Annotated in this window: 18 protein-coding genes, 3 tRNA genes and 3 rRNA genes; 9 read left to right on the forward strand and 15 right to left on the reverse strand. The window is 50.4% G+C overall.

The genetic code is table 11. The features are described 5' to 3' along the window. Nucleotides 1-44 precede the first annotated feature (44 nt). The gene (locus UNDKW_RS24145) at nucleotides 45-962 is read right to left on the reverse strand and encodes an NAD(P)-dependent oxidoreductase (RefSeq protein ID WP_255431523.1); all 918 of its coding nucleotides are present in this window, start codon (nucleotides 960-962) and stop codon (nucleotides 45-47) included. Nucleotides 963-1,109: 147 nt separating this feature from the next. On the opposite strand from UNDKW_RS24145, the gene UNDKW_RS24150 reads away from it, so the two are divergent. Beyond that, complete coding sequence (locus UNDKW_RS24150; RefSeq protein ID WP_162060831.1) at nucleotides 1,110-1,649, forward strand: acyloxyacyl hydrolase; 540 nt, start codon at nucleotides 1,110-1,112, stop codon at nucleotides 1,647-1,649. Between the two features lie 122 nt (nucleotides 1,650-1,771). Here UNDKW_RS24150 and UNDKW_RS24155 read toward each other — a convergent pair whose 3' ends face one another. From UNDKW_RS24155 to UNDKW_RS24185, 7 genes are all read right to left on the reverse strand, one after another. Next, entirely contained in the window at nucleotides 1,772-2,152 is a 381-nt protein-coding gene (locus UNDKW_RS24155) for a hypothetical protein (RefSeq protein ID WP_162060832.1), read from the reverse strand. 593 nt (nucleotides 2,153-2,745) lie between these two features. After that, a 5S ribosomal RNA gene (rrf, locus tag UNDKW_RS24160) occupies nucleotides 2,746-2,858 on the reverse strand. A gap of 244 nt (nucleotides 2,859-3,102) precedes the next feature. Next, a 23S ribosomal RNA gene (locus UNDKW_RS24165) occupies nucleotides 3,103-5,975 on the reverse strand. A 413-nt stretch (nucleotides 5,976-6,388) separates the two neighbouring features. Continuing rightward, a tRNA-Ile gene (locus UNDKW_RS24170) sits at nucleotides 6,389-6,465 on the reverse strand. A 26-nt stretch (nucleotides 6,466-6,491) separates the two neighbouring features. Next, nucleotides 6,492-6,567: transfer RNA gene (locus UNDKW_RS24175), tRNA-Ala, on the reverse strand. A gap of 89 nt (nucleotides 6,568-6,656) precedes the next feature. Continuing rightward, nucleotides 6,657-8,185: ribosomal RNA gene (locus tag UNDKW_RS24180) — 16S ribosomal RNA — on the reverse strand. Together the 16S, 23S and 5S rRNA genes with 2 tRNA genes alongside form the textbook arrangement of a ribosomal RNA operon. Before the next feature lie 898 nt (nucleotides 8,186-9,083). Beyond that, nucleotides 9,084-9,860, reverse strand: coding sequence for an enoyl-CoA hydratase (locus UNDKW_RS24185; protein WP_110258199.1), 777 nt, complete (start codon nucleotides 9,858-9,860; stop codon nucleotides 9,084-9,086). 152 nt (nucleotides 9,861-10,012) lie between these two features. On the opposite strand from UNDKW_RS24185, the gene UNDKW_RS30030 reads away from it, so the two are divergent. Continuing rightward, nucleotides 10,013-10,183, forward strand: a complete 171-nt coding sequence (locus tag UNDKW_RS30030; RefSeq protein WP_174247614.1) for a hypothetical protein — start codon at nucleotides 10,013-10,015, stop codon at nucleotides 10,181-10,183. A gap of 18 nt (nucleotides 10,184-10,201) precedes the next feature. Here UNDKW_RS30030 and apaG read toward each other — a convergent pair whose 3' ends face one another. Beyond that, on the reverse strand, nucleotides 10,202-10,576 hold the full coding sequence (gene apaG, locus UNDKW_RS24190; RefSeq protein ID WP_162060833.1) for a Co2+/Mg2+ efflux protein ApaG: 375 nt from the start codon (nucleotides 10,574-10,576) through the stop codon (nucleotides 10,202-10,204). 103 nt (nucleotides 10,577-10,679) lie between these two features. Here apaG and rpe point away from each other — a divergent pair, with 103 nt between their 5' ends. The 6 genes from rpe to trpC all read left to right on the forward strand — a co-directional run bounded on the left by rpe (nucleotide 10,680) and on the right by trpC (nucleotide 16,340). Beyond that, nucleotides 10,680-11,345, forward strand: coding sequence for a ribulose-phosphate 3-epimerase (rpe, locus tag UNDKW_RS24195; RefSeq protein ID WP_162060834.1), 666 nt, complete (start codon nucleotides 10,680-10,682; stop codon nucleotides 11,343-11,345). Between the two features lie 65 nt (nucleotides 11,346-11,410). After that, on the forward strand, nucleotides 11,411-12,094 hold the full coding sequence (locus UNDKW_RS24200; protein WP_162060835.1) for a phosphoglycolate phosphatase: 684 nt from the start codon (nucleotides 11,411-11,413) through the stop codon (nucleotides 12,092-12,094). 270 nt (nucleotides 12,095-12,364) lie between these two features. Further along, entirely contained in the window at nucleotides 12,365-13,861 is a 1,497-nt protein-coding gene (gene trpE, locus UNDKW_RS24205) for an anthranilate synthase component I (protein ID WP_162060836.1), read from the forward strand. Between the two features lie 73 nt (nucleotides 13,862-13,934). Continuing rightward, nucleotides 13,935-14,507, forward strand: a complete 573-nt coding sequence (locus tag UNDKW_RS24210; RefSeq protein WP_110258194.1) for an aminodeoxychorismate/anthranilate synthase component II — start codon at nucleotides 13,935-13,937, stop codon at nucleotides 14,505-14,507. Beyond that, entirely contained in the window at nucleotides 14,504-15,535 is a 1,032-nt protein-coding gene (gene trpD / locus UNDKW_RS24215) for an anthranilate phosphoribosyltransferase (protein ID WP_162060837.1), read from the forward strand. Before UNDKW_RS24210 ends, trpD begins: the two co-directional genes overlap by 4 nt. Nucleotides 15,536-15,539: 4 nt before the next feature. After that, nucleotides 15,540-16,340: an indole-3-glycerol phosphate synthase TrpC gene (gene trpC / locus UNDKW_RS24220; protein WP_162060838.1), complete on the forward strand. Its 801-nt coding sequence runs from the start codon at nucleotides 15,540-15,542 to the stop codon at nucleotides 16,338-16,340. Between the two features lie 189 nt (nucleotides 16,341-16,529). Here trpC and UNDKW_RS24225 read toward each other — a convergent pair whose 3' ends face one another. The 6 genes from UNDKW_RS24225 to UNDKW_RS24250 form a co-directional block, all read right to left on the reverse strand. Then, nucleotides 16,530-17,162 carry a hypothetical protein gene (locus tag UNDKW_RS24225; protein ID WP_162060839.1) on the reverse strand — a complete coding sequence of 211 codons (633 nt, stop codon included), beginning with the start codon at nucleotides 17,160-17,162 and terminating at the stop codon, nucleotides 16,530-16,532. A gap of 153 nt (nucleotides 17,163-17,315) precedes the next feature. Continuing rightward, nucleotides 17,316-19,184, reverse strand: coding sequence for a PDZ domain-containing protein (locus UNDKW_RS24230; RefSeq protein ID WP_162060840.1), 1,869 nt, complete (start codon nucleotides 19,182-19,184; stop codon nucleotides 17,316-17,318). Nucleotides 19,185-19,252: 68 nt separating this feature from the next. Next, nucleotides 19,253-19,717 (reverse strand): DUF3429 domain-containing protein, encoded by a 465-nt coding sequence (locus UNDKW_RS24235; protein WP_162043392.1) that lies wholly within the window; start codon nucleotides 19,715-19,717, stop codon nucleotides 19,253-19,255. 224 nt (nucleotides 19,718-19,941) lie between these two features. Beyond that, nucleotides 19,942-20,556 carry an NTP transferase domain-containing protein gene (locus UNDKW_RS24240; protein WP_162060841.1) on the reverse strand — a complete coding sequence of 205 codons (615 nt, stop codon included), beginning with the start codon at nucleotides 20,554-20,556 and terminating at the stop codon, nucleotides 19,942-19,944. A 23-nt stretch (nucleotides 20,557-20,579) separates the two neighbouring features. After that, complete coding sequence (locus tag UNDKW_RS24245) at nucleotides 20,580-21,320, reverse strand: DsbC family protein (RefSeq protein ID WP_162060842.1); 741 nt, start codon at nucleotides 21,318-21,320, stop codon at nucleotides 20,580-20,582. A gap of 124 nt (nucleotides 21,321-21,444) precedes the next feature. Beyond that, the gene (locus UNDKW_RS24250) at nucleotides 21,445-22,662 is read right to left on the reverse strand and encodes a UbiH/UbiF family hydroxylase (protein ID WP_162060843.1); all 1,218 of its coding nucleotides are present in this window, start codon (nucleotides 22,660-22,662) and stop codon (nucleotides 21,445-21,447) included. Between the two features lie 155 nt (nucleotides 22,663-22,817). Between UNDKW_RS24250 and UNDKW_RS24255 the strand changes: the two genes are divergently transcribed. Next, nucleotides 22,818-22,893 (forward strand) — tRNA-Phe (locus tag UNDKW_RS24255). The last annotated feature ends 32 nt before the right edge of the window (nucleotides 22,894-22,925 follow it).

Genomic DNA, 22,925 nt, shown 5'->3' on the forward strand with positions numbered 1-22,925 from the left:
GATACACAAACGCTGTTTTTCTGCGCATCAGCAAAGATTCATTTCTACTCTGGCAATATATCCTGCTTGTCACTCAAACGCTTACCCGGATTCTTATGTTCCAGTGCCAGCAAAGCCGCAGAATGATCAGCATGCGGATAGACGGGCAGCAAGCCGCGATAGACATCCGTCACCAGTTTGGTGATAGGCAAATCAACGCCCGCATACTGTGCAGCGATCAGGATATTTTCCATATCCTTGGCCTGGCTTTTGACCTGCCCACCGGGCATGAAAGTTCTATCCAGCATACGCTGTCCATGTACTTCCAGTATGCGGCTCTCGGCAAATCCACCTCGCAATGCCTGGCGTACCGCCGCAGGATCAGCACCACCTGCCTGTGCCAGCAATAAAGCCTCGGCCACAATATTAATCGTTGCGCCAACTATCAGTTGATTACAGAGTTTGGCCAGTTGCCCTGTTCCTGGGTCACCTACGCGTTGTGGCTTGCCCATGGCAGACAATACCTGTACCGCCTCTGGATAAACTGCTTCCTCCGCACCCGCCATGATGGCCAGGCTCCCCGCTTCCGCACCAATGACACCACCGGAAACCGGCGCATCGATAAAATGCACATCCTGTTTTTGCAGCAAGGCATGTAACGCCTGCGCCTGCGATTGCTGTATGGAACTCATATCGATGACGATACTCCCGGCACGCAAGGCTGGCAGGATTTGTGCGATCACACCTGCCACCGCGTCGCCATCTTCCAACATGGTAATCACGATATCCGCATTGGATTGCTTGACAGCCAGCAAGGCCGTTTCGGCTACGATACCGCCATCTGCTGTGAGCGCTTCTGCTTTTGTGCGGGTGCGGTTCCATACTGTCACTGGATACCCTGCAATTAACAAGCGGCGCGCCATGGGCTTGCCCATTAAACCAGTGCCCAGAAAAGCGATATTTGTTTCAGATACTGTCTTCACACTGACCCTTTAATGCGGATATGATTGGCGGAACTTAATTGTAAACGCTAGCTCTTAGCAGCGTATTGCAAGACGTTGCTACAATAGGGGCTGTGGTTTTATATTGATGTCCCATTGATTCCTTATTTTCACCTGAAAGCCCTTTTTATGCGCCTGCGTATCTCATCTTTAATCGCCGTTGCCGTCACCGCCATGTGCGCCAGTTCATCCGTATTCGCCATTGATACTGTTTCGCTGGAATTTGCTACTGGAAATAAAACCAAGATGCTGCGCCTTGGCCTGCAATCCGCTTGGTCCAACCAATGGTTTTCCTCCAATGGCACACACGTCGGTGGCTACTGGGACTATACCCTCGCACAATGGCGTGGCAGTAATTTCGAAGGCAAGGGCGGCACACAGAATTTGGCAGATATAGGCGTTACTCCCGTCTTCCGCTTTCAAAATGATAGCAAAAAAGGTGTCTATGGCGAAGCCGGCATAGGCTTGCACATGCTGTCAGAAATCTATGACAACAACAACCGCCATTTTTCGACCAACTTCCAGTTCGGTGACCATATCGGCGTAGGCTATGTCACCAAAGACGGCTGGGATTTGAGCTTCAAGATCCAGCATTATTCAAATGGCGGTGTTAAACATCCAAATCCTGGTGTGAATTTTGCGGTGCTGAAGGCTGGATACGCGTTTTAAGATTTTGAGACCTCATCTGCAGAGGCTCAGAAAAAGACAAAAGGCTGCTTGTATGCAGCCTTTTTCTCAACACCCTCTCAACATACTGGCGTGCAGACAAAATTTAAGGCAATTTGTATTAATTACAGGTCATGGACAATGTGATTCCTGATACCAAGTTCGTTCAAACGCTGAGCCAACACACGTAACCCATGCAAGCCCATTGCAATTTCTGAATGCTTTGCAGTATGCAAGTGCCTGATTTCAGTGTACGTAAAATGTTGATAGAGTTCACGCTTTAAAAAATAGAGCTGCTTGGCTGACAAATCTTGCACCTCAATTCGCAAAATGGGCTCTTGCTCAACGCCATCAGGTAATCCCAGCATTGGTGTTCCGTTCGTTTCAAATCCAACGCACTTGCCTTCTGCAGCAGCACGATCAAAGTCTTCCTGCTTATCTACCCAATGCACTTGTTGATTGCAGCTGTCGCAATATCTTGTTCTGTGACTCTCTGTTCGAGTCATCTCGTCCCAGGTCTTTGGGCAAATGAAGGATAGATTGCACTTAATCATTTGAAATATCAGAGTTACTTAGACTGTGTAGCAACAGAACAGTATACTGAATTTCAAAGGAGTGACGAGATAAGTGAGCCTCTTGGTTAGTCAACGAACACCGCTGGAGCGCCAGCCCGGTGGCCTCCTGCCTGCGCTGGAGCGACGATGTTAAGTTTTCACGTTGAAACACGTGCATGCGGATGCAAAGATTTGAGCGACAGCGTCAACAATGGTAGCGATGCTGGCAGCCAGTCGCACAGGTTGTAAGAGAGCCAGCCTCAAATTCGTCGCTCCAGCGCAGGCTGGAGCCCAGCGTCGTTGGTTGACGGGACGTGCGGTGAGGAAGAGAACGTTTCAGCAATGGGGAAATAGAGAACCTGAGCCCCAGAGTAAAAGCAGAAATTTCTCTCTATTCTTGCCTTTCTCAGTGCCCCTCTGTGTCTCTGTGCCTCTGTGTTGAGAGGTCTTGACGTAGTTTTTGTTTGCTACGGCCCGATGCATTTCCGTTCGCGCAAAAGCAAAACCCCCACACAATAGCTTGTGTGGGGGTATGCGGAATAAAAGCCTGACGATAACCTACTTTCACACTGGTTGCAGCACTATCATTGGCGCGTAATCGTTTCACGGTCCTGTTCGGGATGGGAAGGGGTGGTACCGATTAGCTATGGTCATCAGGCATAACTTGTTGATTCGTTGATCGCTACGTTGTTTTGTAGCTGGCAACAAATCCAATTCAGAAGAAGTTAAGTAGAGTGTGCGATCTTATTCGCACTAATCAAATTTGTTTTGTTACCCCAAGCGAGACCATCGCTTGAGGTAGTGGTTGTGACTGCTGTCGAACTTGCCTGCTGTTTCCACAGCTAGCACATTTCGCAAACGCTTCACAATACTTGTCGTAGCCTATTACCTGCTAAGGTTATAGGGACAAGCCTTACGGGCAATTAGTACTGGTTAGCTTAATGCATTACTGCACTTCCACACCCAGCCTATCAACGTCCTGGTCTCGAACGACCCTTTAAAGAGATCAAGTCTCTGGGAAGTCTCATCTTAAGGCGAGTTTCCCGCTTAGATGCTTTCAGCGGTTATCTCTTCCGAACATAGCTACTCGGCAATGCCACTGGCGTGACAACCGATACACCAGAGGTTCGTCCACTCCGGTCCTCTCGTACTAGGAGCAGCCCCTTCAAACTTCCAACGCCCACGGCAGATAGGGACCAAACTGTCTCACGACGTTTTAAACCCAGCTCACGTACCACTTTAAATGGCGAACAGCCATACCCTTGGGACCGGCTACAGCCCCAGGATGTGATGAGCCGACATCGAGGTGCCAAACTCCCCCGTCGATATGAACTCTTGGGAGGAATCAGCCTGTTATCCCCAGAGTACCTTTTATCCGTTGAGCGATGGCCCTTCCATACAGAACCACCGGATCACTATGTCCTACTTTCGTACCTGCTCGACTTGTCAGTCTCGCAGTTAAGCACGCTTATGCCATTGCACTATTAGCACGATGTCCGACCGTACCTAGCGTACCTTCGAACTCCTCCGTTACACTTTGGGAGGAGACCGCCCCAGTCAAACTGCCTACCATGCACTGTCCCCGACCCGGATAACGGGCCAAGGTTAGAACCTCAAATAAACCAGGGTGGTATTTCAAGGATGGCTCCACGCAAACTGGCGTCCACGCTTCAAAGCCTCCCACCTATCCTACACAGATCGATTCAAAGTCCAATGCAAAGCTACAGTAAAGGTTCATGGGGTCTTTCCGTCTAGCCGCGGGTAGATTGCATCATCACAAACATTTCAACTTCGCTGAGTCTCGGGAGGAGACAGTGTGGCCATCGTTACGCCATTCGTGCAGGTCGGAACTTACCCGACAAGGAATTTCGCTACCTTAGGACCGTTATAGTTACGGCCGCCGTTTACTGGGACTTCAATCAAGAGCTTGCACCCCATCATTTAATCTTCCAGCACCGGGCAGGCGTCACACCCTATACGTCCACTTTCGTGTTTGCAGAGTGCTGTGTTTTTATTAAACAGTCGCAGCCACCAGTTTATTGCAACCCCTTCGTCCTTCTGCCGCAGGGCAGTCAAACTACAAGGGCGTACCTTATCCCGAAGTTACGGTACCAATTTGCCGAGTTCCTTCTCCCGAGTTCTCTCAAGCGCCTTAGAATACTCATCTCGCCCACCTGTGTCGGTTTGCGGTACGGTCTCGTATGACTGAAGCTTAGAGGCTTTTCTTGGAACCACTTCCGATTGCTTCGTGAATTAATTCACTCGTCTCAACCCCTTGAATTACGCTGCCGGATTTGCCTAACAGCCTTCTCCAGGTTAAAAACCGACTATTCCAACAGTCGGACAACCTTCCGCGATCCGTCCCCCCATCGCATCATACGACGGTGCAGGAATATTAACCTGCTTCCCATCAGCTACGCATCTCTGCCTCGCCTTAGGGGCCGACTCACCCTGCTCCGATGAACGTTGAACAGGAAACCTTGGGCTTACGGCGTGGAGGCTTTTCACCCCCATTATCGCTACTCATGTCAGCATTCGCACTTCTGATACCTCCAGCAACCTTTACAAGTCACCTTCGCAGGCTTACAGAACGCTCTCCTACCATATCCATAAGGATATCCGCAGCTTCGGTGTATAGCTTAGCCCCGTTACATCTTCCGCGCAGGACGACTCGATCAGTGAGCTATTACGCTTTCTTTAAAGGGTGGCTGCTTCTAAGCCAACCTCCTGACTGTTTTAGCCTTCCCACTTCGTTTTCCACTTAGCTATACTTTGGGACCTTAGCTGGCGGTCTGGGTTGTTTCCCTCTTGACACCGGACGTTAGCACCCGATGTCTGTCTCCCAAGCTCGCACTCAACGGTATTCGGAGTTTGCAATGGTTTGGTAAGTCGCGATGACCCCCTAGCCATAACAGTGCTCTACCCCCGTCGGTGATACTTGAGGCACTACCTAAATAGTTTTCGGAGAGAACCAGCTATTTCCAAGTTTGTTTAGCCTTTCACCCCTACCCACAGCTCATCCCCTAATTTTTCAACATTAGTGGGTTCGGTCCTCCAGTGCGTGTTACCGCACCTTCAACCTGGCCATGAGTAGATCACTTGGTTTCGGGTCTACACCCAGCGACTGATTCGCCCTATTCGGACTCGATTTCTCTACGGCTTCCCTATGCGGTTAACCTTGCCACTGAATGTAAGTCGCTGACCCATTATACAAAAGGTACGCAGTCACGGAACAAGTCCGCTCCTACTGTTTGTATGCACACGGTTTCAGGTTCTATTTCACTCCCCTCCCGGGGTTCTTTTCGCCTTTCCCTCACGGTACTGGTTCACTATCGGTCGATATCGAGTATTTAGCCTTGGAGGATGGTCCCCCCATGTTCAGACAGGATTTCTCGTGTCCCGCCCTACTTGTCGCAAACTTAGTTCCACACCGATGATTTCATATACGGGGCTATCACCCTCTATGGCCGGAGTTTCCAATCCGTTTTATTATCAAAGATGCTAAATCTTGCAGGCTCTTCCCATTTCGCTCGCCACTACTTTGGGAATCTCGGTTGATTTCTTTTCCTGTAGCTACTTAGATGTTTCAGTTCGCCACGTTCGCTTTGCAACCCTATGTATTCAGGTTGCAATGACCTTACGGCCGGGTTTCCCCATTCGGAAATCTGCGGATCAATGTGTGTTTGCTCACTCCCCGCAGCTTATCGCAAGCTACTACGTCCTTCATCGCCTGATATCGCCAAGGCATCCACCATGTGCACTTAGTCACTTGTCCCTATAACGTTAGCTTCTGGTGTCTGTTATCGAATCTCTTCAATCCCAGGTTCATCACCAAAAACCGGTTATAGTTCTTTACTACTTATGAGTATTACTTTAGCGTTTGCCGTATCTCAAGGAATTTGATTTTTTCTAAAACTTGTCTTTCGACAGCTTTTTCAAACTCGCTTTTTAATACTATGTTTGTTCGATACAATCACAACCCTTCCATAAATTCGATTAGCTCGTCATTGCTGACTCACCAACCTCTCTTTACAGAAATAATTTTGATTATTTCTACTTTACTTCTTCTAAATTGTTAAAGAACGAGAACTACTTATTACTATGTCTTTCGCTTTGAAAGTACAAACCTAAATCTCTGTGCTCTATTCTTACTATGCACTGACTTACGTTTGCACTGTCGAGATCTTGTGGTGGGTCTGGTTGGGCTCGAACCAACGACCCCCGCGTTATCAACACGGTGCTCTAACCAACTGAGCTACAGACCCGATTCCTATTACTTCTACCAGAATCTTGGTGGAGGATGACGGGATCGAACCGACGACCCCCTGCTTGCAAAGCAGGTGCTCTCCCAGCTGAGCTAATCCCCCTTTTCGGGAACATGATCTCTTACCTGTGTTCTCTGTTCATTATCATTAACAGTCAATAAGTGTGGACACTTAACTACGCGCTACTCTAGAAAGGAGGTGATCCAGCCGCACCTTCCGATACGGCTACCTTGTTACGACTTCACCCCAGTCACGAACCCTGCCGTGGTAATCGCCCTCCTTGCGGTTAAGCTAACTACTTCTGGCAGAACCCGCTCCCATGGTGTGACGGGCGGTGTGTACAAGACCCGGGAACGTATTCACCGCGACATGCTGATCCGCGATTACTAGCGATTCCAACTTCATGTAGTCGAGTTGCAGACTACAATCCGGACTACGATACACTTTCTGGGATTAGCTCCCCCTCGCGGGTTGGCGGCCCTCTGTATGTACCATTGTATGACGTGTGAAGCCCTACCCATAAGGGCCATGAGGACTTGACGTCATCCCCACCTTCCTCCGGTTTGTCACCGGCAGTCTCATTAGAGTGCCCTTTCGTAGCAACTAATGACAAGGGTTGCGCTCGTTGCGGGACTTAACCCAACATCTCACGACACGAGCTGACGACAGCCATGCAGCACCTGTGTAAAGGTTCTCTTTCGAGCACTCCCAAATCTCTTCGGGATTCCTTCCATGTCAAGGGTAGGTAAGGTTTTTCGCGTTGCATCGAATTAATCCACATCATCCACCGCTTGTGCGGGTCCCCGTCAATTCCTTTGAGTTTTAATCTTGCGACCGTACTCCCCAGGCGGTCTACTTCACGCGTTAGCTGCGTTACCAAGTCAATTAAGACCCGACAACTAGTAGACATCGTTTAGGGCGTGGACTACCAGGGTATCTAATCCTGTTTGCTCCCCACGCTTTCGTGCATGAGCGTCAGTGTTATCCCAGGGGGCTGCCTTCGCCATCGGTATTCCTCCACATATCTACGCATTTCACTGCTACACGTGGAATTCTACCCCCCTCTGACACACTCTAGCCTTACAGTCTCCAATGCAGTTCCCAGGTTGAGCCCGGGGATTTCACATCAGACTTATAAAACCGCCTGCGCACGCTTTACGCCCAGTAATTCCGATTAACGCTTGCACCCTACGTATTACCGCGGCTGCTGGCACGTAGTTAGCCGGTGCTTATTCTTCAGGTACCGTCATTAGCATTCCGTATTAGGAAACACCGTTTCTTCCCTGACAAAAGAGCTTTACAACCCGAGGGCCTTCTTCACTCACGCGGCATTGCTGGATCAGGGTTGCCCCCATTGTCCAAAATTCCCCACTGCTGCCTCCCGTAGGAGTCTGGACCGTGTCTCAGTTCCAGTGTGGCTGGTCGTTCTCTCAAACCAGCTACTGATCGTCGCCTTGGTAGGCTTTTACCCTACCAACTAGCTAATCAGATATCGGCCACTCCATGAGCACGAGGTCTTGCGATCCCCCGCTTTCATCCTTAGATCGTATGCGGTATTAGCGTAACTTTCGCTACGTTATCCCCCACTCTAGGGTATGTTCCGATATATTACTCACCCGTTCGCCACTCGCCGCCAGGTTGCCCCGCGCTGCCGTTCGACTTGCATGTGTAAGGCATGCCGCCAGCGTTCAATCTGAGCCAGGATCAAACTCTTCAGTTTAATCTCTGTTTTGTGTTCATTTCTGAACTGTGTCATGTGACTGACACATCGCTCACTCAAAATACTGACAGTTCAATGACTCATCTCTGAATCATCGTCTTGCTTTGTTATTTCTTGTGAACACTTGCTATATTATTTAAGCATTCCATTCAACCTAGATCGAATGGTGCGCTTCACCAAGTGCCCACATTTATTGACTGTTAATTGTTAAAGAACCTAAATCTTTTCTACCTAACCGGACTACTTATTCATCCAGTTTTGCGTCGCAGCGTTGTGTGCGTCAGCAGCAGAGAAACGAGATTATGAAGCACTTATTCGCCGCTGTCAACACCTGCAACTCATTTCGTTTTGTTTCGTTCTTGCGAACTAGCTAAACTGTTGCAAACTATTCACAGCAACCAGATCTTTCCGCAGCTTTTAACTTCTCCGCTCAATCTCCAGCTTTGCTTCATTTCTCACCCGCTCTTCAGCGGGAGGCGAACTATAGCAAACTTCCCCTCCCCTTTGCAAGACCCTGGCGTAAATTATTTAGGGCGTTTGTAGAAAAAGCATAATCAAGGGGTGCGCTGCGCGCACCCTGCTGCTTTCTTATTATTTATGGATATGCCTGTGAACGGGCATCACGCCTCATTCACGATCGACGCTGGGCTCCTGCTTGCGCAGGAGCAACGCATCGGAGGGCTTCTATATTAATCGTATTTCGCTTATCGACCGAAAACCATTCCCGCCCTAAGCCTCTCCTTGAAAGGCAGGGGTTTCATGGCTTTGCGGGATGCTGGAATTGCTGCATGAGTGAGATGGATTTTTTCAAACTATATAGACGCTAGACGCGGCTTATATTTATAGAGGCGCGGCCATATATAGCGCGCCTCTATCTATGTAGTAAGTAGAGGCGCGATTACTTATTCTTAAATACTGCCGGACGTTTCTCCAGGAAGGCTTGCATACCTTCTTTCTGATCTTCCGTACCAAAACTCGCCTGGAACAAACGACGCTCATACTGTATGCCTTCTGACAGCGTCGTTTCATAAGCGCGGTTCACAGACTCCTTCGCCATCATGATGATAGGCAAAGACATGGAAGCGATCACATTCGCTGCAGCGAAAGCCTCTTCCATCAACTTGTCCAGTGGCACTACACGGGATACCAGGCCTGCGCGTTCTGCTTCAACCACATCCATCATGCGTGCAGTCAGGCACATGTCCATGGCTTTGGATTTGGAGATCGCACGTGGCAGGCGCTGTGTGCCACCAGCACCTGGCAGAGTGCCCAGCTTGATTTCTGGCTGGCCGAACTTGGCATTTTCTGCAGCAATGATGAAGTCACACATCATGGCGACTTCGCAGCCACCACCGAGAGCATAGCCTGCAACAGCGGCGATGACTGGCTTACGTATCTGGCGCATGGTTTCCCAGTTGCGGGTGATGTAGTCATCTTTATAGGCATCCATGAAGCTATAGCCGACCATGGCGGCGATGTCAGCACCGGCGGCGAAGGCTTTTTCACTGCCCGTCAGGATGATACAGTGAATGTTTTCATCCTTGTCGAAAGCTTTCAGTGCCAGGCCCAGTTCATCCATGAGCTGATCATTCAGCGCATTCATGGCCTTGGGGCGGTTCAGGGTGATCAAGCCGACTTTGTCGCGGGTTTCAGTCAAAATACATTCGTATGTCATAGATGCTCCTGATTTTATTAAGTAGTGATATGCAGCATGAATGCCGGTATATCTATTGTAATGCGCCGGACCAGCACCTGTAATGAGGTACGCAAATAAGCACACAAATTAGCAGGTACAATGCGCTTAGTTTATTGAGCGAGGTGGATGCGATGTGGTTATTAGCGCTGGAAGCAGGCGTAGCGATGTTCATGCTGATTTTTATCGTCTGGTGGACGATGTTTCATGGTCGCGCACCAGAAAGACCAGAAACACCACCCAAGGAAGATAAAAAGCCTATAGAACAAAGCAAGCAAAGCCAGGATAATGGAAATCCGCAATAAGCCTGGACTGTGCCAGTATCAATGCAGGGTACGCGGCAAAGACAAAACAAACTCAGGTATCTCTGCCTCAAAGCGATGGGCATCTTCTGCCACGCAGAAATAAGTGCCCTTCATGCTGCCCTGTGGGGTCCTCAATGAACTGCCGCTGGTGTATTCAAAGCTTTGCCCTGGCGCCAGGAAGGGTTGATGGCCGACTACACCCAGGCCCTTGACTTCTTCTACATGGTTGGTACTGTCGGTAATGATCCAGTGGCGTGAAATGACTTGCGCTGCCACAGTGCCGGTATTATTGATGGTGATAGTGTAGGCAAAAACGAAATTGTTTTGCTCAGGATCGGACTGATCTTTGAGGTATTGGGTCGCCACCGATACACTTATTTCATACGCTGCCATAATTTTCTTTCATGATGAACTATGTTCATTGTGCCAGACGAAGACAACAGCCGCTTGCCCTCACAAGGTAAAATAGCATATCTTTTTCAAGCACGATTCCATCATGACTACTTTCCGCATTGCTCCCAGTATATTGTCTGCCGATTTCGCCCGTCTGGGAGAAGAAGTCCGCAATGTTGTCGCCGCTGGCGCAGACATGATCCATTTTGATGTCATGGACAATCATTATGTTCCCAACCTGACCATAGGCCCCATGGTGTGCGAAGCGATACGCCCACATGTGCAAGTGCCTATCGATGTGCATCTGATGGTTAAGCCAGTAGACCGTATCATCCCCGACTTTGCCAAGGCAGGTGCGAATATCATCACCTTCCACCCGGAAGCATCTGAACATATAGACCGCAGCCTGCAAACCATACGTGACCATGGTTGCAAGGCTGGCCTGGTATTCAACCCTGCCACGCCATTGCATGTACTGGAAAACGTCATCGATAAAGTCGATATCGTTTTGATCATGTCGATCAACCCCGGTTTTGGTGGCCAGACTTTTATCCCGCATACACTGAAAAAAATCGCACAAGCACGCAAGATCATTGATGAATCTGGCCGCGACATCATGCTGGAAGTGGATGGCGGCGTCAAAATCGAGAACATCGCAGAAATAGCTCGTGCTGGTGCCGATACCTTTGTTGCCGGTTCTGCCATATTTGGCAAGCCCGACTACAAGGCCATCATTGATGCCATGCGCGCTGAGTTATCCAAGGTTTAATCCCTCTATTCATCTTCAGGCTTTTCGTCATTCCAGGTGGAAAGCCTATCTCTGATCGCCCCACCATGTTCAGCCAAATCAAAGCCGCCATCATCGATCTTGACGGTACCATGATAGATACCGCACCAGACTTTCTGGTCGCCATCAACCGCATGCGTGAAGGCTTTGCGCTGGCACCGTTGACGCTAGATGTCATCAAGACCATGGTGGGCAAAGGCTCTGAAAATCTTATCCAGCAAGTCTTGTCGCTGGATTTTGATGCGGATGGCGTAGCAGCGCGCTTTACTGATGCATTGGCTGCTTACCAGCGTCATTACCTGGCTATCAATGGTGATCACAGCCAGCTTTACCCTGAGGTGCATGAAGGTCTGCAGGCCATGCGTGACCTGGGATTGCGCCTGGTATGCGTTACCAATAAGCCACTGGCATTTGCCCATCCGCTGATGCAAAAGAAAGAAATCAGCTCTTATTTTGAACAAGTCTATGGCGGCGACAGCTTTGCAAAAAAGAAACCTGATCCCCTGCCCATGCTCGAAGCCTGCAAGGCTCTGGGCTTGCCGCCATCACAAGTGCTGGCCATAGGCGATTCCAGCAATGATGCGATAGCCGCCCGCGCTGCCGGTTGCCCGGTCTTGACAGTGCCGTATGGATACAACCACGGCGAAGCTGTACAAAATATTCAAAGTGATGGTATAGTCGAAACCCTGTTGGTAGCAGCACAACTGCTGTCAGCGAAAAACTCTCATTGACTTTCAAACCATTCACATAACGAATGTTCATCGATAACAAACGTTCCATGATCACTCCAGGCACTTTTGAGGCCTGGCTATGGCGACGCTGGCAATTCTGTTAAACCACGAATGCCGCGAGTGGCTGTGCACATCCCAAGCACATCTTCTTGCTTGTTATATCAATCTGTCTTACCCGTCCATACTCTCTTGAGCGAATTTGTGTGCGCTGCTAGCTGCTGCAGACGCGTGCATAAGCCTTAGGAGCAGGCAGGCGGTTGAAAGAAAACCATGACCGAACTCGAATTCAAATCGTTGGCCGCGCAAGGCTACAACCGTATCCCCATGATTGCGGAAGCTTTCGCCGATCTGGAAACCCCGCTCACCCTGTATCTGAAACTCGCGCAAACCCAGAATGCCGGCAAGAATACTTTCTTGCTTGAATCCGTCATGGGTGGCGAGCGTTTTGGACGCTATTCCTTCATAGGCTTGCCTGCCAATACCCTGGTGCGCAGCTTTGGCGACAAAGTCGAAGTCCTGAAAAATGGCCAGATCATCGAAAGCCGCGACATGAACCCGCTGGATTTCATTGCTGAATTCCAGGCGCGTTTCAAGGTGGCATTGCGCCCTGGCCTACCACGCTTCTGCGGTGGTCTGGCTGGCTACTTTGGTTACGACGCCGTGCGCCATGTAGAAAAACGCCTGGCTGGCAAGGCACCAAAAGATGATCTGGGCTTGCCAGAAATTCAGTTATTGCTGACTGAAGAACTGGCCGTCATCGACAATGTATCCGGCAAACTCTATCTCATCGTGTATGCCGACCCTACCCAGCCAGAAGCCTGGTCCAAAGCCCGCCAGCGTCTGAAAGACTTGCGCGCCATGCTGCGCCGTAGTGTTGATGCGCCTGTTACATCGGCTTCAGTCCGTACAGAAGCCATACGCGACTTCGCCAAGGATGATTATCTGAAGGCAGTAGAAAAAGCCAAGGAATACATCATGGCAGGCGACCTCATGCAGGTGCAAGTTGGCCAGCGCATCAAAAAACCCTATGTCGATTCACCGCTGTCACTGTACCGCGCCTTGCGTTCGCTGAACCCTTCGCCTTATATGTATTTCTATAATTTTGGCGATATGCAAATCATCGGCGCATCTCCAGAAATCCTGGTGCGCAATGAGAGCCTGAATGATGGCAGCAAGAAGGTCACGATACGCCCACTGGCAGGCACCCGCCCACGCGGCGCTACTCCAGAACGCGATGCAGAACTGGCGAAAGAATTGCTGGCTGACCCGAAAGAAATCGCCGAACACGTGATGCTCATCGACCTGGCCCGCAATGACATAGGCCGCATTGCCCAGACCGGTAGCGTCAAGGTCACCGACCAGATGGTCATCGAAAAATATTCGCACGTGCAACACATCGTCTCGAATGTAGAAGGTGTCTTGCAAGCCGATTTGTCCAACCTTGATGTATTGAAAGCCACCTTCCCGGCAGGCACTTTGTCTGGCGCTCCCAAGGTCAGGGCGATGGAACTCATTGATGAACTCGAACCCGTCAAACGAGGCATCTATGGCGGTGCCTGCGGTTACCTGTCCTTCGGCGGTGAAATGGATTTGGCGATTGCCATACGCACCGGTGTCTTGAAGGATGGCATGCTGTATGTACAGGCAGCCGCTGGCGTGGTGGCTGATTCAGTGCCAGAAATGGAATGGCAGGAAACCGAAAACAAGGCGCGCGCAGTATTGCGTGCAGCTGAACAAGTGCAAGATGGCCTGGATGGAGAGATTTGATCAAATGCCAGACCAAAAATCTCACCTGATTGCCACCCAGTCATCCCTTACGCTGTTTTAAGAGGTCTTACTTATGCTACTGATGATAGACAACTACGATTCCTTCACCTACAACCTGGTGCAATATTTTGCCGAGCTGGGTGAGGATGTGCGTACCTACCGTAATGATGAAATTACGATAGAAGAGATAGAGGCGTTGAAGCCTGATCATATCTGCATTTCGCCCGGTCCTTGTACACCAGCAGAAGCAGGTGTTTCCATCGCCGTCATAGAACGCTTTGCTGGCAAGACGCCTATCCTCGGTGTCTGCCTTGGTCACCAGGCCATAGGTGCGGCATTTGGCGGCAAAGTCATCCGCGCCAAGCAGGTCATGCATGGCAAGACTTCTGCCATTGCGCATACTGGCGTTGGCGTCTTCAGAAATTTACCCAGCCCTTACACGATTACCCGTTATCACTCCCTGGCGATAGAACGCGCCAGCCTGCCGGATTGCCTGGAAGTGACTGCATGGACAGATGACGGCGAAATCATGGGTGTGCGCCATAAGGAATTCAATCTCGAAGGCGTGCAATTCCACCCCGAATCCATATTGTCCGAGCATGGCCACGCCCTGCTGAAAAACTTTTTGACTGGAACAGCATCATGACCATCTCTCAACAAGAAGCACTGACACGCCTGATAGAACACCGTGAAATTTTTCACGATGAAATGCTGTTCCTGTTCCGCAAACTGATGGGTGGCGAAATGTCGCCAGTCATGATCACCGCGCTGACTATGGGCCTGCGCGTCAAGAAAGAAAGCATAGGCGAGATCACCGCAGCAGCTCAAGTGATGCGTGAATTCTCGACCAAGGTACCACTGGCAAATACGGACAACATGATCGACATCGTCGGTACTGGTGGTGACGGTGCGCATACTTTCAATATCTCTACTGCATCGATGTTCGTTACTGCCGCCGCTGGTGCGCGTGTTGCCAAGCACGGTGGCCGCAGTGTGTCTTCCTCTTCCGGCAGTGCCGATGTGCTCGAATCATTGGGCGCGAACATCAACCTCAAGCCTGAACAAATTGCCCAGTCGATAGCACAAACCGGTATAGGTTTCATGTTTGCACCGAATCACCATGCGGCGATGAAGCATGCGGCGCCGGTGCGCCGTGAACTGGGTGTACGTACCATCTTCAATATCCTGGGGCCACTGACCAACCCTGCTGGCGCACCGAATATCTTGATGGGCGTATTCCACCCTGATCTGGTGGGTATACAAATCCGCGTCTTGCAAAGACTGGGGGCGCAACATGCACTGGTGGTGTGGGGGCGTGACAATATGGATGAAGTCTCACTCGGTGCACCGACCATGGTAGGTGAGCTCGTGAATGGTGAAATCCGCGAATACGATATCCACCCGGAAGACTTTGGTTTGCAAATGGTATCCAACCGCAATCTGCGTGTAAATGGTGCAGACGAATCAAAAGCCAAGATATTGGAAGTGATGAACAATGTTGAAGGCGCAGCAACTGATATCGTCGCCCTGAATGCAGGTACAGCCCTGTACGGTGCAGGCATAGCCACGTCGATTGCAGATGGCGTCAAGCTGGCCCAGGCAGCTATCGCATCCGGCGCAGCCAAGGCCAAGCTGGAACAGTTCATAGCAGTCACCCAGCAATTAGGGAAGTAAGCCCATGTCAGACATTTTAAATAAAATCCTGGCAGTCAAAGCCGATGAAGTGGCAGCAGCAAAGAAATATCAATCCTTTGCCAGCCTGCGTGCAGAAGTAGAGAGCAACAAGGAAGCCCAAGCAGATCTGCGCGGTTTTGAAGGCAGCTTGCGTGACAAGATTGCTGCCGGCAAGGCAGCGGTGATTGCCGAGATTAAAAAGGCTTCGCCTTCAAAAGGCGTGCTGCGTCCCGACTTTCACCCAGCAGAGATTGCGCAAAGCTATGCTGAACACGGTGCGGCCTGTTTGTCAGTGCTGACCGATATACAGTTCTTCCAGGGCGCGCCGGAATACCTGCAACAGGCGCGCGCTGCCTGCGCTCTGCCAGCATTGCGCAAGGATTTCATGATTGATCCTTACCAGATCTATCAGGCCAGACATTGGGGAGCAGATTGCATCCTGCTCATCGCCTCTGCACTAGATCACGGCTTGATGGCCGACCTGGAAGCCTGCGCACATGAACTCGGCATGGGTGTGCTAGTTGAGGTACATGACGCGCAAGAGCTGGACACCGCGCTGAAACTCAAGACCGCCATGCTGGGCATCAATAACCGTAACCTGCGTACTTTTGAAGTGTCTCTGGATACGACCATAGGTTTGCTGCCAAGGATTACGTCGGATAAACTGGTGATTACCGAATCCGGCATCATGTCAGCAGCGGATGTCACCCGCATGCGTGAAGCGAATGTGCATGGCTTTTTGGTGGGAGAGGCTTTTATGCGGGCTGAGAACCCAGGAGAGGAATTAGCCAAAGTGTTTGGGTAACTTGCGACAGAAGCGCAAGTTTAGCCCAGCCCCCCAAAAAATATAACCTTTACTCCCAATGTCGTCGCTCCTGCGCAGGCAGGAGCCCAGCGACTTTCGTTGGTTATCGACGGTACTTGTAAAGTCCGCGTAAAAAATACTCTCGCCCTTCAATGCAAACGAGGAAATTGCATCGGGCGGAAATCAAACTCACCACTTACACCCCTTCCCACTTACCGTATCCGCCACGATCACCCCAGCGACAAGCAAACCGGATATGGCAACATTCCCTATTCTCGCCCCTTCCGAATACGCATTCATGCAGTTTTTGCGTTTGGCATCCGCGACGTCTCTGCCAAATTTTTCTTCCATTCTCAATTCAGTCACGGGCTGACTAAAAGCCAGTGCAGGCTCTTTCAAGCGCTGTTTCTTGTCATTCGCAACAGCGCCACGCCGCAAAGCATCGAGATCAAGCGAGGCTGAATTACTCTCAGTCGCAACTTGAGTAGCTGGCACATCAGTGACAGGTAAGGTCTGGGGTTCAGGCGTTGAGTTTGCAGAAATTGGCTTGCTATTTTCACGAACAGATGGCAATCCCGGCGCAAGCGTCCTGGGTGACCGGACAACTTCAGGCTGGGTTTCAGGCCTGGTTTTGGGAAGAGACTTAGTCACAGGCTGCACCATACTGATATCCAGATACGCCAGCCCGTCTTGCTTTGCTACATATCGTCCGTGTATCTGCCGCAAACCCAGCAACAGGAACAGGTGCAATAGAATAATCCCTGCCCAGTTCGCAGACTTTTGCCATAACGCTTGCTGCGGGTAAGAAGGTGACACTGTCATGCAAGCCCAGGCTGAGAGATAATTTAATATGACAAAATCATACTATAGAAAGTTCAGCGCCTGCGCAGCAGAAATAGCAGACATAAAAAAACGCCGTACAGCAAATCACTGTACGGCGCGTTATCAGATATCAGATTAGATGCAGTTTACAACTTACTTCTTGCCAGACTTCTGAAAGCTTGGTCTCACCAAACTGGCAACCTTGCCTGCTGCCTGCACTGTCAGGCTCACGGCTGGTACATCATCCGCCTGCAATTTAGCCTGCACTGTCAACAATTCATCACGGCGGAAGGCATGAATCTGCACAGTCTCACCTACGCGATACCGTCCCAGCGCCGTAGCCAGACTATCAGCAGCATCTGCAGCAGTGACACGCAAACCATTGATGGCGATGATGAGATCGTTGGGCGACAAACCAGCGACATGTGCTGCACGGCCTTCATGTGCATTGGCGATCTTGCAGTCATTACCGTCGCGCACTACACGCACGCCAAGGCTGGCTTTTTTATTTCCACTGCCTTCATTTACCTGCAAGGCGAAGTCTGCATACAAACCTGCCAGCGGCACATCTTCAGTACCGCGTACATGCTTGTCGAGGAAGCGGCGTACATTCACGCCTGTGACTTGCTCGACCAGACTTTCAAACTCAGTCTCGCCCAGGCCTTGCTGCTTGCCTGAGAGGCTGCGCTCATAAAAGTCGCGGCCAAATTTTTGCCACATGGCGCGCATGACGTCATCGAGGGATTTTTTACCTGCAGTTTCTGCACGTATCATCAAATCCAGGCCCAGTGCCACCAGAGAACCCTTGGTGTAATAACTGACTATCGCATTCGGTGAATTTTCATCCTGGCGATAGTACTTGGTCCAAGCATCGAAGCTGGATTCAGCCACGCTTTGCTTTGTACGACCGCTGCCACGTGTCACCATATTGATGGTTTTGGCCAGCAATTTGAAGTAAGCAGCTTCATCAATCACGCCTGCACGTACCAGCATCAAGTCATCATAGTAGCTGGTGAAGCCTTCAAATACCCACAGCAGGCTGGTGTAGTTTTCGTGACGCAAATCATAGCTGGCAAAGGCCGCAGGCTTGATGCGCTTGACGTTCCAGGTGTGGAAATATTCATGGCTGCACAGGCCCAAAAAGCCGCGATAGCCATCGCTCATTTCCGCCTGGTGTTTGACTGGCAAATCAGTGCGGTTGCAAATCAACGCAGTAGAAGCACGATGCTCCAGACCGCCATAACCTTCGCCCACCACCATGGTCATGAAGACATAGCGGTCCATTGGTGCTTTTTTGGTGCGCGGTTCGAAGAAAGCGATTTGCGTTTCACAGATTTTTTGTACATCTGCGACGATGCGCTCCATATCCATATTCGGTACTTTGCCGGTCACGACAAAATCATGCGAGATGCCGTGCGCATCAAATGTCGCCAGCGCAAAATCACCCATTTCAACCGGGTGATCTATCAGTTCATCATAATTGGCGGCTATATAAGTACCAAAGCCGTAGCGCTTGGCTTTCAGCTCAGGTAGCGACGTGGCAACGCGCCAGGTCTTGCAGGCGACATCGTCAGAACGCTGGATATCAACCACATGCGCATTCATTTCCTGGCCATGCACGCTCAAAAATACGCTGGTGCCATTGAAGAAACCATGGCTTTGATCGAGGTGCGCTGCACGAACCGACAAATCCCAGGCATATACTTCATAAGTGATGCGCAGAGCGCCTTTGCAAGGCGCAGCTTGCCAAGTGTGTTTGTCGAGCTTTTTCAGTGCGACTTTTTTGCCGTCAGAGCTGGCCTTGATCTGCACGATGTTGCGGGCAAATTCACGCACCATATAACTGCCGGGTATCCATGCCGGCAAGCTGACGATCTGACCATCGGTATCAGGTGCTGCGATATCCAGCGTGACCAGGTACATATGTCCGGCCAGGTCCTTGGGGACGATGGTATATGCCAGTGCATGGGCTGATGCAGACACGTTCGTCACTTGTCTCTTTGTTGTTATCGTTTTTTTCATTCTGAACGATCTTTCTGTTTCTTAAATAATGAGTACTGAAGTGAGGAGTGGGAAGTCGGAACAGAATTTTATGACGCGGTGTAATTACGTACATTGGCCGCAATAAAAGTAAATAACTGCGCCCCTACAACTGCACGTGTCAATTGCAAACGCAAATTGATAAACCATGCTGGCACACCATAAGATTGATAGAGACGCTTGTCTATCTTGTAGGTCGCGATAAAACCGGCAACCTGCACGATAAAACCTATCAGCATATGGTTCAAAAACAGCCAGGCAATAATAATGGGAACTACGCCCCAGATCAGGACTTTTTTGTTTTCATTCTCATGCCCGCCACCTGCCATGAGAGCGACGCCCCAATGCAGGCCGCCAAGAAAAGACAAAATCACAATGCCATAATGCAGTTGTGCCTTGATCAGAGCCCCCAACCAGTCTGGATGCACGATCCAGCAAGCCAGCGTCAAAAAGATAAATGGTGCAAGCCCGGCAATGCCTATCCGTATTGCCAGTTTTCGATTGAGATTATCCATACATTTTGGCAGCACCAATACCGCCCACTTCTAAATCAGGTGGAAGAAAACCGCTATTCTATGGTTATTTTAGTTGTATAGATATATCCACAAGCTATTTAGAAGCAACAAAACTGGCGGTGAAGGTCAAAAATTGTGGAAAATCCTTAGCCGTCGTACGTATCGTCTGTGAAACCATATCTTATTTGCAGTATTTTAATCACAAAATCATTGAATCCTGTATTTCAAGCATTTGCTTTCCCGCCTTTACCCAAATGGCTGAGCAAGGCATCGCAGGTATCAATATCCTCATGAATGCCAGGGTCATCCACTTCTATTTGCGTGAGCGGATTGCTTTGTAAAACACTGCGGGCACCAACATCACCCTGCAAATCCAGCAATTGCGGCAAGTATTGATTGGCAAACCCAACCGGGTTACCGCGCCGTCCCTGATACACCGGCGCGACTATTCCAGCCCCTGCCTGCAAGGCTTCAAACAATAGTGATATGGTAGAAGTTTTTACTGAGGGCATATCGGCGAGGGCGATGACCCATCCAGCACTGTCAGCGGTGGCACGCAAGGCATGTTTGAGAGAATTAGCCATGCCCGCATCAGCGTCATGACAGACCAGGCACTCAATACCCATTGCCTGCAATTGGCCTGTCAACTCCGAATTATCTGGCCTCAGCACAGCAACAACATGCGGCATGACCGCCAGCAAATTGTGTGCGCTATGCTGGGCCACCGATTTGCCATACGCCAGTATTTGCAAGAGTTTGTCTTGCTGACCACTGGCATCAAAACGACGACCGCGTCCTGCTGCCAGCAAAATGCCTGTCCAGCGTGGCGACGAAGTCATCGTGAATTATTACTTTAAATGGATTAGTTGGCTTTGCTATTGCTGGCCGCTGCAGCAATCCTGCTTTCCAGCGTTTTGACATCCAGCATGCCAGGCGCACGCGTGCCATCTGTAAAGAAAACAGAAGGCGTACCCGTTACACGCAACTTTTGGCCAAGGGCAAAAATTTTATCGTTGGGTGTATTGCAGTTGGCAGCAGCCTCAGGTGCGACCTTGCCGTGCAACATCCATTCGTCCCAGGCCTTGTTACGGTCAGCAGAACACCAGATGTTTTTGGATTTGGTTTTGGAATCCTCTGCCAGAATGTTGTACATGAACGTGTAAACAGTGATGTTGTCCATCGTCGCCAGCGTCTTACGGAACTGTTTGCAATAGCCACAATTCGGATCTTCAAATACCGCAATGACACGCTTGCCATCACCCTTGACCATCTTCAGAGCAGAGTCCAGCGGCAGCTCAGAAAACTTCACCTTGGTCAGGTCATCTATCCTGGCCTTGGTGTAATTGGTGCCATTCTTTGCGTCTATGACTTCACCCGTGAACAGGAATTGTGCCTTCTCATCGGTGTACATGATATCTGAACCTATGCGTACCTCGAACAGACCTGAGTATGGCGTCTTGGTCACAGAATCAATCTTCACACCTTCGCGAAATGTGGGCTGTACCAGCTTGCGCACATTGGCTTCTTGCGCCGTCTCAGCAGCAAAGACACTGCCAGCCAAGGCCAGCGCAATGACCATCAGGCCTTGTAGAGTTTTTTTCATTTTCAATCTTCTTTCATTTTCTTCATACTTGTGCAAGAACGTCAAAACCATAAAATGCCTGGTCTGGTTCTTGGTCGCATTCATTGCTGCAAACTTACAAACACACCACGACACCACTCCGGGCTTATTTCCCCATGGCGTGGGCGATTAATTTGTTCTTTATGACCGGCAAGCGGTCCAGCAAGTTCAATCCCAGATCACGTATTGTACGCAAAGGCGTCAAATCAGATGCAAACAGGCGCGCCAAACCATCTGTGGTCGCCAGCATCAGCATCACTTCTTCCTTGCGCGCACGCTGGTAGCGGCCCAGCAAACGGGCATCACCGCAATCACGGTGTGTTTCTTTTTCTTTAATCACTTTCAGCAAATCAACCACGTCAGCAAAACCCAGGTTCATGCCATGCCCCGCCAGCGGATGCACAGCGTGCGCAGCATCCCCCACCAGCGCAACCCGTGGCGCGATCATGCTGTGCGGCCGCATCAGACGCAAAGGAAAAGCCTTGATCGCCTCTGGCAAAACTGGCTGCAAGGCACCAAGCACTTCACCACAATATGGCATCAAACGCTCAACCAGCGCCGACAAAGGCTCGCGCAATAAAGTCTCGGCCAGTGCATCGGGTGCCGACCATACCAGCGATACACGGTTACCCGGCAAAGGCAGCAAGGCGATAATGCCCTGCTCTTGTACAAACCACTGATGAGCAACACCATGATGCGGTTTGGTACATTCAAAATTAGTCACCACACCCTGCTGATGATAAGAACGGTAATCCAGTCCAATATCGCAAGCACCTCGTACCCAGGACTGTGCACCATCTGCGCCGATGATCAGAGACGCACGTATGCTGCTGCCATCGTCCAGCACTATTTGCGCAGCATCAGGCTGTACCACCAAAGCCTGCGCCCGCCCCTGCACCAACGTCAGATTTTGCGCAAACCGCAAAGCCGTATCCAGCGCCTGATTCAGATTCTTGTCTTCGATGATCCAGGCCAGTTCATTCACATGCGCGCCATAAGCATCAAAGCCCAGCCTGCCCGCATCGATACCGCCACCCTGCACCTGCATGGCTGACACAGGTGCTACCCGCGCCTGATCCAGTGCATCCCAGACTTTTAATGAAGACAGCAAATCATGCGCCACATGGTTAAGCGCATATACCCGCACATCCCAGTCAGCAGTTGAACCGGGAGCCGGATTTGGAACAACTGCAGGCACTCCAGAACCAGGAGCGCACAACAAGTTCACACGCAAACCCGCCTGGGCAAAGCCCAAAGCCGCCGCCTTGCCAACCGCCCCATTACCAACAATACAAATATCGCAATCCCGCACCTGAGCAGACATCAGTCCCCCATCAAAAACCAGATAATGCCCCATTATACGGGAAGCCCACCCACCTGCCCGATGCGCCAGATCAAAGCCCCGCCATAGAGGGAAACACAGATTTTTTTAGAAAAAGCTTGCAAACCGCACCCAACATGTCTATAATTCTTGGTCTTGGCCTGGTAGCTCAGTCGGTAGAGCAGAGGATTGAAAATCCTTGTGTCGGTGGTTCGATTCCGCCCCGGGCCACCAAGGAATAACCTTACAAAATGCCCGCTTCTTGA

Origin of the sequence: Undibacterium sp. KW1, assembly GCF_009937955.1 — a bacterium.
GTDB lineage: Bacteria > Pseudomonadota > Gammaproteobacteria > Burkholderiales > Burkholderiaceae_D > Undibacterium.